This window comes from Gracilibacillus timonensis (assembly GCF_900086715.1).
Taxonomy (GTDB): Bacteria; Bacillota; Bacilli; order Bacillales; family Amphibacillaceae; genus Gracilibacillus; species Gracilibacillus timonensis.
Genome location: NZ_FLKH01000008.1, coordinates 104,804 through 121,789, shown reverse-complemented (window position 1 = coordinate 121,789; position 16,986 = coordinate 104,804). Strand labels below are relative to the sequence as shown.

15 protein-coding genes and 1 pseudogene are annotated in these 16,986 nt (G+C 42.5%); 15 read left to right on the top strand and 1 reads right to left on the bottom strand.

Features of this window, described 5'->3' with window-relative positions:
• The first annotated feature begins 2 nt into the window (after positions 1–2).
• The 8 genes from purC to purH all read left to right on the top strand — a co-directional run bounded on the left by purC (position 3) and on the right by purH (position 8,644).
• On the top strand, positions 3–716 hold the full coding sequence (purC, locus tag BN6556_RS01690) for a phosphoribosylaminoimidazolesuccinocarboxamide synthase (protein ID WP_066186317.1): 714 nt from the start codon (positions 3–5) through the stop codon (positions 714–716).
• Complete coding sequence (gene purS / locus BN6556_RS01685) at positions 713–964, top strand: phosphoribosylformylglycinamidine synthase subunit PurS (RefSeq protein WP_066186315.1); 252 nt, start codon at positions 713–715, stop codon at positions 962–964. Before purC ends, purS begins: the two co-directional genes overlap by 4 nt.
• Positions 961–1,644, top strand: coding sequence for a phosphoribosylformylglycinamidine synthase subunit PurQ (gene purQ, locus BN6556_RS01680; RefSeq protein WP_066186313.1), 684 nt, complete (start codon positions 961–963; stop codon positions 1,642–1,644). Before purS ends, purQ begins: the two co-directional genes overlap by 4 nt.
• A complete protein-coding gene (gene purL / locus BN6556_RS01675; protein WP_066186311.1) occupies positions 1,628–3,856 on the top strand; it encodes a phosphoribosylformylglycinamidine synthase subunit PurL in 2,229 nt (742 codons plus the stop codon). The genes purQ and purL overlap by 17 nt, the downstream gene beginning before the upstream one ends.
• Positions 3,832–5,244: an amidophosphoribosyltransferase gene (gene purF, locus BN6556_RS01670; protein ID WP_066186308.1), complete on the top strand. Its 1,413-nt coding sequence runs from the start codon at positions 3,832–3,834 to the stop codon at positions 5,242–5,244. The genes purL and purF overlap by 25 nt, the downstream gene beginning before the upstream one ends.
• Before the next feature lie 277 nt (positions 5,245–5,521).
• On the top strand, positions 5,522–6,550 hold the full coding sequence (gene purM, locus BN6556_RS01665; RefSeq protein WP_066186306.1) for a phosphoribosylformylglycinamidine cyclo-ligase: 1,029 nt from the start codon (positions 5,522–5,524) through the stop codon (positions 6,548–6,550).
• Entirely contained in the window at positions 6,543–7,115 is a 573-nt protein-coding gene (gene purN, locus BN6556_RS01660) for a phosphoribosylglycinamide formyltransferase (RefSeq protein ID WP_066186302.1), read from the top strand. The genes purM and purN overlap by 8 nt, the downstream gene beginning before the upstream one ends.
• Positions 7,112–8,644 (top strand): bifunctional phosphoribosylaminoimidazolecarboxamide formyltransferase/IMP cyclohydrolase, encoded by a 1,533-nt coding sequence (purH, locus tag BN6556_RS01655; protein ID WP_066186300.1) that lies wholly within the window; start codon positions 7,112–7,114, stop codon positions 8,642–8,644. The genes purN and purH overlap by 4 nt, the downstream gene beginning before the upstream one ends.
• A gap of 10 nt (positions 8,645–8,654) precedes the next feature.
• On the opposite strand, the gene BN6556_RS21850 is transcribed toward purH, so the two are convergent.
• Complete coding sequence (locus tag BN6556_RS21850; RefSeq protein WP_148436637.1) at positions 8,655–8,909, bottom strand: hypothetical protein; 255 nt, start codon at positions 8,907–8,909, stop codon at positions 8,655–8,657.
• 73 nt (positions 8,910–8,982) lie between these two features.
• Here BN6556_RS21850 and purD point away from each other — a divergent pair, with 73 nt between their 5' ends.
• From purD to BN6556_RS01620, 7 genes and pseudogenes are all read left to right on the top strand, one after another.
• Positions 8,983–10,242 (top strand): phosphoribosylamine--glycine ligase, encoded by a 1,260-nt coding sequence (gene purD / locus BN6556_RS01650; protein WP_066186298.1) that lies wholly within the window; start codon positions 8,983–8,985, stop codon positions 10,240–10,242.
• A gap of 171 nt (positions 10,243–10,413) precedes the next feature.
• The gene (locus BN6556_RS01645; RefSeq protein ID WP_066186293.1) at positions 10,414–11,265 is read left to right on the top strand and encodes a VOC family protein; all 852 of its coding nucleotides are present in this window, start codon (positions 10,414–10,416) and stop codon (positions 11,263–11,265) included.
• A gap of 393 nt (positions 11,266–11,658) precedes the next feature.
• Positions 11,659–12,285, top strand: a pseudogene (locus BN6556_RS01640) (superoxide dismutase); the annotation flags it as partial.
• 375 nt (positions 12,286–12,660) lie between these two features.
• On the top strand, positions 12,661–14,403 hold the full coding sequence (locus BN6556_RS01635; protein ID WP_066186288.1) for an adenine deaminase C-terminal domain-containing protein: 1,743 nt from the start codon (positions 12,661–12,663) through the stop codon (positions 14,401–14,403).
• 119 nt (positions 14,404–14,522) lie between these two features.
• The gene (locus tag BN6556_RS01630) at positions 14,523–15,548 is read left to right on the top strand and encodes a DUF3048 domain-containing protein (protein WP_066186287.1); all 1,026 of its coding nucleotides are present in this window, start codon (positions 14,523–14,525) and stop codon (positions 15,546–15,548) included.
• A 76-nt stretch (positions 15,549–15,624) separates the two neighbouring features.
• Positions 15,625–15,918, top strand: a complete 294-nt coding sequence (locus BN6556_RS01625) for a YerC/YecD family TrpR-related protein (protein ID WP_066186286.1) — start codon at positions 15,625–15,627, stop codon at positions 15,916–15,918.
• A 46-nt stretch (positions 15,919–15,964) separates the two neighbouring features.
• Complete coding sequence (locus BN6556_RS01620) at positions 15,965–16,954, top strand: Gfo/Idh/MocA family protein (RefSeq protein ID WP_066186278.1); 990 nt, start codon at positions 15,965–15,967, stop codon at positions 16,952–16,954.
• The last annotated feature ends 32 nt before the right edge of the window (positions 16,955–16,986 follow it).

Here is a 16,986-nt window from a genome sequence, read left to right as displayed (position 1 = left end):
TAATGAAGGACAAGCTGTTGTATGAAGGAAAAGCGAAAAAGGTATACACGGTTGCTGATGACCCAGAATTGCTGATTTTGTCTTATAAAAATGATGCAACGGCCTTTAATGGAGAGAAAAAAGCAGAATTTCAAGGCAAAGGACGTTACAATAACCTGATTTCTGCCAAGGTGTTTGCTTTTTTACACCAACATGGTATTAGCAGCCATTTTAAAAAAGCTTTAAACGAAACCGAACAATTGGTAGAAAAAACAACGATTATCCCGCTGGAAGTAGTGGTGCGTAATGTCGCCGCCGGAAGCATTGTTCGGCGTACAGGCTTGGCTGAGAAAACCATCTTTCAACCAGCATTAGTAGAACTTTTTTATAAAAAAGATGAGCTTGGTGATCCGTTAATTAACGATGAACATGCCCTATTGCTTACCGATGTGACAGCTGCTGAGCTAAATCAAATCAAAGAGATGGCACGAGATGTGAATCAACAGCTGCAAGCCTTCTTTCAAGAAATCAACTTACAGCTTGTCGATTTTAAATTAGAATTTGGTCGTAATGTACAAGGGGAGATCGTGTTATCGGATGAGGTCAGTCCGGATACCTGCCGTCTGTGGGACATGGCGACAGGGGAGAAAATGGATAAGGATGTCTTCCGCGAAGATTCAGGCGATTTGCTGACTGTATATGACAATATTCTATCACGACTGGAGGAGAAACAATGAAACTAGTAAAAGTTCATGTGACATTAAAAGAAGGCGTATTAGATCCACAAGGGAAGGCCGTCCAAAATTCGTTGAATACATTAGGGTATAACAATGTACAAGAGGTACGTGTCGGTAAATATTTGGAATTAACCGTGCAAGATAACGCTGATATCGAGCAAGAAATAGAAGATATGTGTAACAAACTGCTTGCCAATCCCGTAATTGAAAATTATTCTTATACGGTAGATGAGGAGGTTGCCCAGTGAAATTTGCTGTCGTAGTTTTCCCTGGTTCCAACTGTGACCGCGATATGCATTACGCAGCGCAAGAGGTACTAGGAGAAGAGGCTGATTTAGTCTGGTATAAGGATGCCAATTTGGATGGCTATGATGCTATTCTAATTCCTGGTGGTTTTTCTTATGGTGATTATTTACGTTGTGGTGCGATTGCCTCTACCTCTAGCGTAGTGACACAATTACGTGAGAAGGCAGAAACCGGGGTGCCGATTTTAGGTGTCTGTAATGGTTTTCAGATTTTGCTAGAGGCAGGATTACTTCCAGGTGCTCTATTACGTAATAAAAATCTTAAGTTTATGTGTCATTTTGAAGATTTGATTGTGACAAACAATCAGACACAGTTTACGACAGAATATCAAGAAGGCGAAGTCATCTCGATTCCGATTGCTCATAATGAAGGAAACTATTATTGCGACGAGGAAACACTTTCACGTCTTCAAGCAAATAACCAAATTGTATTTACGTATCAAAACAATCCAAATGGCTCGGTGGCTGATATTGCCGGTATTATCAATGAACAAGGCAATGTTCTTGGGATGATGCCACACCCAGAACGTGCCGTGGAGGCTATTTTGAATAGTGAAGATGGCCGGAAGTTATTTCAATCCATGTTGGTAAATTGGAGGGAACGTTATGTTGCAGGCGTCTGAAATCAGTCCAGAGCAAATTGAACAAGAGAAAGTCTATCAAGAAATGGGTTTAACCGATAAAGAGTATGACATGATTAAGGATATTATGGGACGTCAACCGAACTTTACCGAGATCGGTATTTTCTCGGTGATGTGGTCGGAGCATTGTAGCTATAAAACTTCCAAACCATTACTGAAGAAATTCCCAACCGAAGGACCTCAAGTTGTGCAGGGTCCGGGTGAAGGAGCAGGCATTGTTGATATTGGTGATGGTCAGGGTGTTGTGTTTAAAGTAGAAAGTCATAACCATCCATCTGCGGTAGAGCCGTATCAAGGGGCAGCAACTGGAGTAGGCGGTATTATCCGTGATGTATTCTCGATGGGGGCTCGTCCGATTGCTTCCCTGAATTCCTTGCGTTTTGGTAATTTAACGAATGGTAGAGTCAAATACCTGTTTGAAGAAGTGGTCCACGGTATTGCCGGGTATGGGAATTGTGTCGGTGTCCCAACAGTTGGCGGAGAAGTCCAGTTTGATGATTCCTATCAGGGGAACCCGTTAGTTAACGCTATGTGTGTCGGCTTGATTGATACCAAAGATATTCAAAAAGGAATCGCTGACGGAGAGGGTAACACGATCATGTATGTCGGGTCTAAAACGGGTCGTGACGGTATTCATGGGGCAACCTTTGCTTCAGAAGACTTGACCGAAGATTCCGAGAGTAAACGGTCCAATGTTCAAGTCGGGGACCCTTTTATGGAGAAGTTATTGATCGAAGCCTGTCTTGAAGTGATCCAATCGGATGCGTTGGTTGGTATTCAGGATATGGGCGCCGCCGGTTTAACTTCTTCAGCAAGTGAGATGGCAAGTAAGGCCGGCATGGGAATGGAAATGAACCTTGACTTTATTCCTCAGCGTGAAGAGCAGATGACAGCTTATGAAATGATGTTATCCGAGTCCCAAGAGCGGATGCTCTTATGCGTGAAAAAAGGGGAAGAACAAGAAATCATCGATATTTTCAAAAAATATAATTTGGATGCCGTCGCAGTAGGAAAGGTAACGACAGATAACAAGTTCCGCTTGCTACATAAGGGCGAAGTGGTGGCAGATATTCCTGTTGATCATTTAGCGGAAGACGCGCCAATTTTTTATAAAGATTCCAAGGTACCGGCTTATTTTCAAGAATATCAAGCGATGGCGCCTTATCAGCCGCAAGTAACCGATCATGCGGAAACATTAAAACAGCTATTACAGCAGCCGACAATCGCAAGCAAGGAATATGTCTATGATCAGTACGATTCCATGGTGCAGGCCAATACGGTATTTTCACCAGGATCGGACGCAGCGGTTGTTCGGATTCAGGGTTATGACAAGGCGATTGCGATGACGACGGATTGTAATTCTCGCTATATTTATTTAGATCCAGAGACGGGCGGAAAGATTGCCGTAGCAGAGGCGGCACGTAATATTATCGCATCAGGAGCTAAGCCGCTTGCTTTAACCGATGGATTAAATTTCGGTAATCCAGATAAGCCAGAGAACTTCTGGCAAATGGAAAAAAGTGTCGATGGAATGAGTGCGGCAAGCCTTGAACTGGACACCCCAGTGATTAGCGGAAATGTTTCCTTATATAATGAATCCAACGGACAAGCCATTTTTCCAACACCGATTGTAGGGATGGTTGGTTTACATCAATCACTTGCCGATATTACACCTTCTCATTTTCAACAAGCGGGTGATTTGATCTACGTTATCGGGGAAACCAGCCCAGAATTTGGCGGAAGCGAATTGCAGAATTTATTAGAAGGTCGTTATTTTGGGAAGGCCCCAGCGATTGATTTAGAAGTTGAAAAAACACGTCAGTCACAAGTATTGGCTGCAATTCAAGCAGGATTAGTGGTTTCTGCTCACGATCTATCCGAAGGTGGATTGGGCGTCGCCTTAGCAGAGAGCTTATTTAGTTCTCATGTTTTAGGAGCGGATTTGGAACTACGCGGTGACCTGACTAGTGCTTTATTTAGTGAATCTCAGTCACGCTTTCTAGTGAGTGTCTCTGAACAAAACAGCGAGGCATTTGAAGGACAAGTCGATGCTGCGCAACGGATTGGAAAGGTTACAGATACGAATCAATTGGTTATTCATATAGATAAAACGGAAGCAATCACAGAAGATGTATCAGCATTACAACAGCTGTGGAAAGGAGCTTTACCTTGCTTGCTGAAATCAAAGGCTTAAATGAAGAATGTGGTGTCTTCGCCATCTGGGGACATGAGAAAGCAGCAGAAATGACCTATTATGGACTGCATGCCCTCCAGCATCGTGGACAAGAAGGGGCTGGAATTGTCACCACAGATCGCGAGAAATTACATTTGCATAAAGGAACAGGTTTAGTGAATGAGGTATTTTCAGAGGATAAGTTCTCTGGTTTGCCGGGACATGCAGCGATCGGACATGTGCGTTATGCTACACAGGGAGGAGGCGGTTATGAGAATGTACAGCCGCTTGTCTTCCGATCCCAAACAAATAGTATGGCACTTGCACACAACGGAAATTTGGTGAATGCCCATCAATTGAAAAGCCAGCTGGAAGCACAAGGAAGTATTTTACAAACGACCTCTGATACAGAAGTCATCGCCCATTTAGTCAAGCGCAATGGTCATATTCCGATGGAGGACGCGATTGCCTCCGCTTTAGGTATGATAAAAGGAGCCTATGCTTTTGCTCTTTTAACCGAGAAGCAGATGTTTGTTGGACAGGATCCACGTGGATTGCGACCGTTGTCGATTGGGCGGTTAGGTGATGCCTATGTGGTAGCCTCCGAAACATGTGCCTTTGATTTAATTGGTGCGACGTATGAAAGAGAGGTTCGCCCTGGGGAATTGATTATCATTGATGAAGATGGTTTGCGAGCCAAGGAGTTCACGTCACCAATGGAGCGTACCTTATGCTCGATGGAATATGTTTATTTTTCCCGCCCGGATAGTGATTTGAATGAACTCAATGTCCATGCTAGTCGGAAGACAATGGGTAAACAATTGGCACAAGAGGCACCGATTGAAGCGGATGTGGTTACAGGTGTGCCAGATTCCAGTATTTCTGCAGCGATCGGTTTTTCAGAGGAAGCGGGAATCCCATATGAACTAGGACTGATCAAGAATCGTTACGTTGGCCGGACCTTTATTCAGCCCTCACAAGAGCTTCGGGAGCAAGGTGTGAAGATGAAACTTTCCGCTGTTCGAGGGATTGTCGATGGTAAACGAGTGGTAATGGTGGATGACTCGATCGTACGTGGCACCACGAGCCGCCGAATTGTACGGTTATTAAAAGAAGCGGGAGCTACCGAGGTACATGTGCGTATCGCCTCACCACCAATTCAGAATCCTTGTTATTATGGGATTGATACATCGACAAAAGGAGAGTTAATTGCCGCCAACCATTCGATCGAAGATATGCGTGAGATTATTGGCGCTGACAGCTTAGCTTTTTTATCTACCGAGGGTTTAGAAGCCTCCATCGTATCAGATCGTGATCGCCAGCAGCATGGTATTTGCCAGGCATGTTTCACAGGCAATTACCCAACGGAAATCTATCCAGATACCGTTATTCCTGCTTATAAAGATTGACCAAGCGGGTCTTGGAAAATGATTGATAGTTTTAACTAGATCTTCCGAAAGCTCGCCCATTTTGAAATCTAACGGACAAAAAAAGCGGGGAACGCGAAATACTGTCCGTAAGAATGGATCTAACGGACAAAAAAAGCGGGAAATGCGAAACACTGTCCGTAAGAATCTTCTAACAAATAATAAAGGGGTATCGCCCCTATTTTGTCGGTAAATGAAGTTAATGAACAGATGGCGAACCACTCTCGATTGATTTTATAACAAAAGGAGTACATCTAATATGAGTGATATTTACAAAGACGCAGGTGTCGATGTGCAAGCGGGCTATCAAGCAGTAAAGCTAATGAAAAAGCATATTGCTAAGACGAATCGTTCCGAAGTAATGGGCGGAGTCGGAGCTTTTGCTGGTTTGTTTGATATCAGTAAGTTTTCTTATCAAGAACCCGTGCTTGTTTCTGGTACTGATGGAGTGGGCACAAAATTGAAACTTGCATTTACCATGGATAAACATGATACCGTGGGGATTGATCTTGTGGCTATGTGTGTGAATGATATCATTGCCCAAGGTGCGGATCCGATTTTTTTCTTGGATTATATTGCCTGCGGGAAAAATCAACCAGCCAAAATCGAACAAATTGTCAAAGGGATTTCGGAAGGCTGTGTGCAAAGTAATGCTGCTCTTATTGGCGGGGAAACGGCCGAAATGCCAGGTATGTATAGTGAAGAAGAGTATGATCTTGCCGGTTTTGTTGTTGGTATCGCTGATAAAGCTCAATTAATCACTGGTGAGTCGGTGGAGCCTGGTGACAAGATTATTGGTCTATCCTCCTCTGGTGTGCATTCTAACGGTTTTTCTTTGGTTAGGAAAATCATCGAACAGCAAGGTTTAACTTATCAGCAAGAAACGGCGGAGCTAGGAACTACATTGGGAGAGGCTTTACTTACACCAACGAAGATTTATACTAAGGCGATTCAACAGCTAAAACAAGACCTCACGATTAAAGGTATCAGCCATATTACGGGCGGAGGTTTTTATGAGAATCTGCCAAGGGCTATTCCGGAACATCTAGGTGTCCACATGAAGCAGGGTTCATGGAAGCGTCCTGCCATCTTTGATTATTTGCAGCAGCAGGCCTCCCTATCAGACGAAGAAATGTACGGCGTCTTTAACATGGGGGTTGGCATGGCTGTCGTAGTAGAGGCTCATGAAGCGGAGCTGGCCTTGCAATTACTGGAGGATATTGGCGAACAAGCCTACCTAATCGGTGAAGTGACAACAGAAACCGGGGTGAGTTTCTCTCATGACTAGGTTAGCGGTATTTGCTTCTGGTACAGGCAGTAACTATGAGGCATTGCAAGAAGCAATCGAACAAGGAAGCCTCGACGCGGAGATAGCACTGCTTGTATGCGATAAGCCACATGCAGCTGTCGTGGAGAAGGCAAATGGAATCGATACATTTGTATTTGAACCGAAACAATTTTCTAATAAAATAGCCTTTGAAACAGAAATAGTCAAACAGTTACGTGAAAAAGGGGTTGAATGGATCATTTTGGCTGGTTATATGCGCATAGTGGGAGAAACGCTTTTGCATGCATACGAAGGTAAGATGATTAATATTCATCCTTCGCTGCTTCCTTCATTCCCAGGATTAGATGCGATTGGTCAAGCTATGGAAGCAGGCGTGAAAGTTACTGGTGTGACCATTCATTATGTGGACGCTGGGATGGACACAGGAAAAATTATTGCACAGGAAGCTGTAGCTGTTGCAGATGATATGAAAAAAGCTGATTTGCAGGCAGCCATTCAGCGTGTAGAACATACACTTTATCCAACAACCATACAGAAATTGATCAGGGAAGGAGAATCATCTTGAAAAAACGTGCACTATTAAGCGTATCAGATAAAAGCAATCTAGTACCTTTTGCAGAAGGATTAGATAAATTAGGTTATGAGCTTATCTCAACCGGAGGAACATTACGAGCATTACAGGAGGCAGGGCTACCAGCTAAGGCTGTTTCCGAAATTACCCATTTTGATGAGATCCTTGACGGTCGTGTGAAAACATTGCACCCTTTTATTCATGCGGGATTATTAGCTCGACGTGACGAAGAATCTCACCTGCAGCAATTAGCAGAACGTGATATTGCTCCAATTGATATCGTTGTGGTGAATCTTTATCCATTTAAAGAAACCATTGCGAAACCAGATGTAACGGAAGAAGACGCCATTGAAAATATTGATATTGGCGGGCCAACCATGCTGCGTGCTGCTTCGAAGAATTTTCGTGATGTCACGGTGGTAGTTGATCCAACTGATTATGACGCCGTCCTTGCAAGCCTGGAAGGAGAAGGATCGCTGGAATTCCGTAAGACATTGGCAGCGAAAGTGTTCCGTCATACCGCAAACTATGATGCCATGATTGCGAATTATTTTGTTGATATTACCGAGGAACAAGACCCGGAAACCTTCACACAGACCTTTGAAAAGGTACAATCATTGCGCTATGGCGAAAATCCACATCAAGAAGCTGCTTTTTATAAAGAAGGCAATGTAAGCGGAGCTTCGATTGCCAATGCTGAACAGTTACATGGAAAAGAATTATCTTACAATAATATTCAAGATGCCAATGCGGCATTGGAAATTGTCTTGGAATTTGAGGAGCAGCCTGCAGCCGTTGCCGTGAAGCATATGAACCCATGTGGTGTAGGGATCGGCGATAATCTTTCTGATGCTTTTCAAAAGGCATATGATGCTGACCCGGTATCGATTTTTGGCGGTATTGTTGCCTTGAATCGTGAAGTAGATGAAGCAACAGCCAATCAGCTGAAGGAAATTTTCTTAGAGATTGTCATTGCACCTAGTTTTTCAGAGAAAGCTTTAGAAATATTAACGGTGAAGAAAAATATTCGTTTATTAGAAATACCAATGACGATGAATCAAGGCGATAAGAAAAAAGTTGTCAGTGTGATGGGTGGTTTGCTTGTACAGGATCGTGACAAAGGAGCAGTTACGGCAGATGATTTAGAGGTCGTCACCGATCGAAAACCAGATGCAAAAGAAATCGAAGAATTATTATTCGCATGGAAGATTGTCAAACACGTCAAGTCGAATGCGATCGTTGTGGCAAAGGCAGATCAGACGTTAGGCGTTGGTGCCGGACAAATGAATCGAGTCGGAGCAGCAGCTATTGCCTTTGAACAAGCTGGTGAAAAGGCCGAGGGTGCCGTACTCGCTTCTGATGCTTTTTTCCCAATGCCAGATACCGTTGAAAATGCAGCAAAAGCAGGCATTCGTGCGATTATTCAACCTGGTGGATCCAAGCGTGATCAGGATTCAATTGACGAATGTAATAAACATGGCATTGCGATGGTGTTGACAAGTATGCGCCACTTTAAACACTAGGAGCGTTTTGTTATTTATTTGATGTTGCAGAAAATGAAATGACGCCCAAAATCCGAGGCAAAGCCGCAAAAATGGCCGTCATCGTGGAAATGACGCCCAAAATCCGAGGAGAGATCTGAGAAATGGCCGTCATCGTGGAAATGACGCCCAAAATCCGAAGAGAGAGCTGAGAAATGGCCGTTATCGCGGAAATGACGCCCAAAATCCGAAGAGAGAGCTGAGAAATGGTCGTCATCACGGAAATGACGACCATAATCGTAAGCATATACTAAATGTTGTCCGACATGACCGTATTACCAGATAAGACCATGTAATGTTTCGAAAAAAGGAGGCCTTCTATGAAAGTATTAGTAATCGGCGGTGGTGGCCGTGAGCATATCATCGTGAAAAAGTTGATAGAGAGCAAGCGGGTGACCGAGATTTTTGCGGCACCGGGGAATGGCGGTATTGCCCAAGACGCTGTATGTATTCCCATTAAAGATGACGCGATCGGTGAATTGGTAGACTTTGCGGAGAAGGAAGCGATCGACTGGACGATCGTCGGTCCAGAGATCCCATTAACTAAAGGGATAGTCGATGCCTTCCGTGCCAAAAATTTAAAGGTATTCGGCCCGTCTAAAGCCGCTGCCATGATTGAGGGAAGCAAAGATTTTGCCAAAGGCTTTATGAAAAAATATGGTATTCCTACGGCCGATTATGCCACTTTTACCGATGTAGAGGAGGCCAAATCCTACGTTAGAAAACAAGGTGCCCCTATTGTGATTAAGGCAGATGGTCTAGCGGCTGGAAAAGGGGTAGTGGTTGCCACGACGGAACAGCAGGCTCTAACGGCTGTGGAGGAAATGCTCATTGATAATAAGTTCGGTGCTGCAGGCAGTCATGTGGTCATTGAAGAATACTTAGAAGGAAAAGAATTCTCCTTGTTTGCTTTTGTAGATGGCGAAAATGTATATCCAATGGTGCCTGCTCGCGATTACAAACGTGCCTATCCATTGGATGAGGGCCCCAATACTGGTGGAATGGGAGCATTTTCACCAGTGCCGGATCTTGATCCAAAAGATGTAGAATATACCGTCGAACAGATTTTAAAACCTGTAGCAAAAGGTATGCAACAAGAAGGCAGAACCTATACGGGTGTGCTATATGGCGGCTTGATTGAAACGGAAACTGGTCCAAAAGTGATTGAATTTAATGCTCGATTTGGTGATCCTGAAACACAGGTAGTTCTGCCACTACTCGAAAATGATTTGCTGCAGGTGATTGAGGATGTCACTTCTGGCCGTGATCCACAGTTAACATGGAAAACGGGTTACGCTATTGGTGCCGTCGTTGCTTCCACAGGTTATCCAGGTACTTATGAGAAGCATATCAAACTTCCAGATTTAGCAACGGATAAAGATGTCTATGTGATTCATGCCGGTACTGTACAGACAGAGGATGGCAGTTTTTATTCCACTGGCGGCCGCGTCCTATTTGTCGGTTCCCTTCAAGAGACGCCTGAGCAGGCTCAACGGGAAATCTATCAATATTTAACGAAGTTTGCTCCATTAGATTCGTTCTTTTATCGTATTGACATTGGAATTGCTGGAAAAGAATAAAGGTAATCCCGGAGGTGATAGCCTTCGGGATTTTTTATGTCTATTTTGATTACGTTACTTGATCAAAAAGATATGCAATTGTTCAGCTCGATTCTGCTGGGAGCAAACCTTTGACATTTTCTAATTACAAAAGTATAATAACTTACAAAAAGTAATTAAAGGAGTTTGTCCATGCAATTTCATCAAAAACCAACTACCTATGTAAGTCACGTTACGATCAAAGTAAGCAGTCTCGAACGATCCTTGTCTTTTTATAACGAGCTATTAGGATTCAAGATTCTAGAAAGAACCACTACCACTGCCTCACTCACTACGGATGGTGTGACAGCTATTCTCACGTTGGAGCAGCCAGATAATGCCCAGCCTAAGAAGCACAGAACAACCGGTCTTTATCACTTTGCTATCCTGTTACCGACTAGGAAGGACCTTGCTAACTTTATTTATCATAGTGCAGAAGCAGGTTTAGCCTTAGCGTCCGCAGATCACCTAGTAAGTGAGGCGCTATACTTCAATGATCCCGATGGTAATGGTATTGAAGTATATCGTGATCGAGCACCGGATACATGGGTGTGGAAGGATGCACAAGTAGAAATGACAGTTGATCCGCTAGATATCGAGGATTTGTTAAAAGAAGGAGAGCGAGGGGCATGGCGTGGCCTTCCAGTACAAACGGTTATGGGACATATTCATCTACACGTGACCGACCTGTCAGAGAGCAAAGATTTTTATGAAAAAGGTTTAGGTTTTGAAACCGTTAGTCAACTGGGAAATCAAGCATTATTTATCTCAACAGGAAATTACCATCATCATATAGGTTTGAACACATGGAATGGTTATGATGCTCCAGCTCCAGCCGCTGACAGTGTTGGGCTGCGTTCTTTTACTGTTTTGTATCCGGATGAGGAGGCGCTGATACGAGTAGTCAATCATTTACAAGCAATCGATGCCTTTGTTCAAATGGAGAAGGATGTTTTTTACACGAAGGATCCATCAGGTAATGTCATTCAATTAAAACATGGCTAGCATGGCGAGATAGTGTACTTCATCGTTGGGAAAAAGAATATTGTTGATCTAAAAACCGATGTTAAACTATTCCGAATCTTAGCATATAGTGTTAATGACTAATATTTGGGAGGGTTTATATTGTCGTCATATCTTTCATCAGTCCAGTTGTGGTGTGAGGAAATTCAAGCATTTTACCACACATCGATCCAAGTATTTCGAGAACATGCTAACCCGAAGGAATTACAAGATTGGGAAGAAAAATTAGCACAATTGCAACAGGATCTTTCAAGTAACACCTCACTGCAAGATTGGCAAGCTTACCAACAGGCAAGTGAATTGTACACACAGTTAAATAACTACTTGACGGAGACCAATCATCCACAATCAACGAATCAGGATCGAATAAACAACCAAGTGCCGATTGGTGGACATACGCTGCCGCCATTGCCATACCCTTATGATGCGCTAGAGCCATACATTGATCAAGAAACGATGCGATTGCATCATGATAAGCATCATAAAAGCTATGTAGATGGGCTGAATAAAGCAGAAAAAGAACTACAAAAGGCACGTGCAACGAATAACTTTGATCTTATTAAGCATTGGGAAAGAGAGCTCGCATTTAATGGTGCTGGTCACTATCTCCATACTATCTTTTGGTGTGTAATGAGTCCACAAGGAGGCGGGCAGCCTTCAGGTGATTTAATGAGAGAAATACAGCGATCATTCGGAGGTTTTGAGCCGTTTAAGAAACAGTTTACGGAAGCGGCCAATGCCGTCGAAGGAGGAGGATGGGCTATTTTAGTATGGTCTCCACGGGCGAGACGCTTAGAAATCCTTCAAGCTGAGAAGCACCAAAACTTGAGTCAATGGGATGTGGTTCCATTACTCGTATTGGACGTGTGGGAGCACGCCTATTATCTTAAATATCAAAATGAACGAAAAAAGTACATCGAGAACTGGTGGAATATCGTTTATTGGCCAGAAGTGGAAAAACGTTTTGAAAAAGCAAAACAATTAAAGTGGCAGCCTTATTAATAGTTATGGCGGAGATGACAGACAAAGTTAGGCAATATCCCTATACTTTGTCTGTTATTTTTTTGTGGACACAGGAACAGAATTTTCACTCTCTCGTTCGTGAAATGCAATCTTACGGTCCCAGTAACGAGATTTGCACTCTCCAGTCCGCAAGATTCAATGATTGTTCATCCATTCAAAGCACATCTAGTAAAAAAAGGGGGTATGACTGCCTCTAAAATGGGAATAAAAAGAATAGCTAGTATCTATCAACTGGAAAAACATCAGCAATCTGCCCAAAAAAACGTCATATTTTTGTCAACGGCACACAATGCAAACGTTAACAAAAAATGCTAAAATAGGAGTTAATTAAATTAATAAAGAAGGAGATCAGTAATGAAGGATCATTTATATAGATGGCGGAATAAAGAAATACGCCGACAAGTTGCCGTAATCGATCAAAAAGAAGTACCAACCTTAATTTTACAAAATGCTTTTTACTTAAATGTTTTTTTGAGAAAATGGGTAGAAGCCCATATTTGGGTATACCGTGACCGCATTGTCTATGTAGGCTCTAAACTACCTGAGACATTGCAAGGAGTGGAGGTAGTTGATTGCACAGGAAAATATATTGTACCGGGATATATTGAGCCACATGCTCATCCTTTTCAATTATATAATCCTTATGAATTGGCGATGCATGCCGGACAAACCGGTACTACCACTTTAATGAATGATAACCTGCCATGGCTTTATTTGACTAATCGGGAGAAAGCGTTTTCTTTGATTGAAGATTTTATGAAGCTACCTGTTTCAATGTATTGGTGGGCCCGATTTGATTCTCAATCAGAAATAAACGAGGAACAAGACCTATTCAATGATGAAGAAGTGCATGCCTGGTTGCAGCATGAAGCAGTTGTTCAAGGTGGAGAACTGACGGCATGGCCTGAAGTAATGCGTGATGATGATCGCATTCTTTATTGGATTCAAGAAGCCAAGCGAATGCGTAAACCTGTGGAAGGACATTTTCCAGGCGCTTCGGAAAACACGCTTGTTAAATTGAAGTTATTGGGAGCTAGTTCCGATCATGAAGCATTATCAGGAGAAGAAGCGTATCAACGAGTTTCGATGGGATATCGAGTAGGGTTACGCAACTCATCGATTCGTCCAGATCTAGGAAAAATATTGACTGAGCTACAAGAGTTAGGCTTAGAAAAATATGATTTCTTAACGATGACGACAGATGGTTCCAGTCCCTCGTTTTATGAACATGGTTTAATTAATCAATGTATCCAAATTGCGATTGATCATGGTGTCCCAGAAATAGAAGCCTATATGATGGCTACCTATAATGCAGCTGAACACTTTCATTTAGAGGAACGGTTGGGAGGCATAGCACCGGGCAGAGTGGCCCACTTGAATATTCTCAGCTCTCCAGATAATGCCACCCCGGAATCTGTTATTGCCAAAGGGAAATGGTTAAAACGAGAGGGAGAACTAGTACATCACGACATCACGATTGATTGGGAAAAATATGGTTTAGGTAAATTGGATTTAGCTTGGCAATTAACCGAAAATGATCTGCAATTTTCGATGCCAGTGGGCTTAAAAATGATCAATGATGTCATCATGAAACCATACCCGATTTCAATTGATTCCAATACCGATGAAATTGAAAGTGCAGCAGATGAATCATTTATTATGCTAGCTGATCGGGAAGGTGAATGGCGGGTAAACACGATGATCAAGGGATTTACCAATACCCTAGGCGGGCTGGCCAGCTCCTATTCTCTCACTGGTGATATTGTCTTGATTGGAAAAAGTAAATCAGATTTGATGCTGGCTTTTACCCGTATGAAAGAGATTGGCGGGGGCATTGTACTTGCACATCAAGGCAAAATTATTTTTGAACTGCCATTGCAAATTGCTGGAATGCTATATAAAGGCGAATTGTCCACATTAATAGAAAGGGACAAAGCATTAAAAGAGATTTTGATTGATCATGGCTATCAATTTCAAGATCCGCCATATGGCTTGTTATTTCTATCTTCCATGCACTTGCCATTTGTACGTATCACACCGATGGGAATTATGGATGTAAAAAAAAGGGAGATCATTTTTCCAGCCATTATGCGTTAAAGGAGTAGTCAAATAACCTTATTTGCTATATAGTTAAATAAAGATTGACAGACTTCGAGTATCGGCATGTGCATGAACATGTCGATATTCCATTTTTAGAAGAAAGGTGATGGAAAGTTATGAAGAGGATATTCTTACTATTCGTAATAGCTTTATTGGCAGCATGCTCTAGCAATGATGAAGAGCAGCAAACAGGAGAAGAGAATCCCTCGTCTGATCAAGAAGATCCTTCTGCAAAACAACAGGAGGCATCTGTGTATCCATTAACAGGTGAAGAAACGGATGCGGAGGTAATGGATCGTATCGTTGCGGTGATGGTCAATAATCATCCGAAAGCAAGACCTCAGACGGGGTTGGCTCAGGCAGATATTACATTTGAAATTTTGGCAGAAGGGAATATTACTCGATTTTTGGCTTTATATCAAAGTGATATGCCTGATCGGGTTGGGCCAGTTCGAAGTGCCCGTCCTTACTATTTTGATTTGGCAGAAGGATATGATGCTATCTATGTTTACCATGGCGCTGCTAATTTCATTGAAGAAATGATTCAAAATGGATCTGTGCAAGGGTTAAATGGTATGTATTATGATAATGACAAGGCATTATTTGAGCGATCTGCCGAACGGGTAGCACCTCATAATTCCTATACGATCTTTGACGGTATTTATCAAGAAGCGGAAGAACAAGGATATTCCTTAGAATCTAGTTATCAGCCTCTATCTTTTTTAGCGGAGGATGAAGAGGTCACTGGTGAGGAGGCAACGGAGATTGCTTTTGCCTATGCTTCTACCAACCGCATTCGTTATCAATATAATTCAGATTCGGAAAAGTATCAAAGATACAGCGATGATGAATTAACGGTAGAATATGCGGATGATCAGCCTATTGAATTGGATAATATCTTATTTATAGAGGCGGCACATCAAGTGGTAGATGATGCAGGTCGTCGTGAAATAGATTTGGAATCTGGCGGAGATGCTTTACTGCTACAGCAAGGTAAAGTGCAATACGTGCAATGGGAGCGAAATAATGGTAGAATAATCCCAATGAAAGATGGAGAGCCTGTATCATTTGTTCCAGGGCAAACTTGGATTAATGTGATCCCCAAACAGATTGGAATTGATGAGATAGAGCTTACTCCATAACCTATGTAAAAAGTTCCCTTAGCGGTCCGTTTTTCATATGACGATTAGCACGGTGACAAAAAGGAGAGGTGATACCATGCAAATCGATAAATTGCGTGGCGAACAATTAGATCAACTATTCGATGCCATTCTATCGTTAGAAAACCGAGAAGAATGCTATCGCTTTTTTGACGATATCGCGACCATGAATGAGATTCAAGCCTTGACCCAGCGCTTGCAGGTGGCAAAAATGTTAGATGAAGGAAGCACTTATACGGCGATTGCCAATGAATCCAATGCTTCTACTACTACCATTTCACGTGTGAAGCGGTGTCTCACCTATGGGAATGATGGTTATCGGGTGGTATTAGACCGTTTAAAAAAAGACTAAGTATGCAACCATTTTTGCAAAACAGGATACAACAGGAGGAAATAGTATGATACGTTTTGGTGTAATCGGAACGAATTGGATTACCGATCGATTTATTGATGGAACAAAGGATATTGATAACTTTCAATTACAAGCTGTTTATTCACGCACACGAGAAAAGGCGGAAGAATTTGCTGCCAAGTATCAAGTAACAAACACTTATACCGATTTAGAAGAACTGGCGGCAAGTGACCAGGTGGATGCAATCTATATTGCTTCCCCAACGGCTCTACATAGTGAACAAGCCATTACCTGTATGAAGGGTGGCAAGCATGTCATTGTGGAAAAGCCATTTGCCTCAAATGAACAAGAAGTCCAAGCCATGATCGAGGTTGCCAAACAACAGCAAGTGACGCTTATGGAAGCAATGAAGACAACCCATTTACCTAATTTTCAGCTGATCAAAGAGAATTTAACAAAAATTGGTCCGGTTCGTCGTTACGTGGCGAACTTTTGCCAATACTCTTCAAGATATGATAAATATAAGGATGGAATCGTGTTAAATGCTTTTAAACCAGAGTTTTCCAATGGTTCTTTAATGGATATTGGGGTTTATTGCATCTATCCAATGATTAATTTATTTGGTGCCCCGAAAGACGTGCAGGCAACAGCATTTATGTTGGATTCGGGAGTAGACGGGCAAGGTACAGTAACAGCTGATTATGGTGATTTTCATGGTGTGTCTATGTTTTCTAAGATTACCGATTCTGCACTGCCGTCAGAGATTCAAGGGGAGCAGGGTTCGATTGTGATTGATAAATTCTCTGGTATGTTAGATGTCAAGATTATCTATCGGGATGGTACAGAAGAAGTGCTCGACGCTGGTCAAGTAGAGAACAATATGTATTACGAGGCAAAATCATTTGTCGAATCGATCGAGAATCAACAAAGTGAAAATATGGTTAATACATGGGAGGATTCCTTGCGCACTATGCGTGTATTAGATCAAGCGCGCCAACAACTAGGGTTACGTTTTCCGGCAGATTTGAAAAATTAGAATGTTTAACACACAACCTCCTGCACTACGAG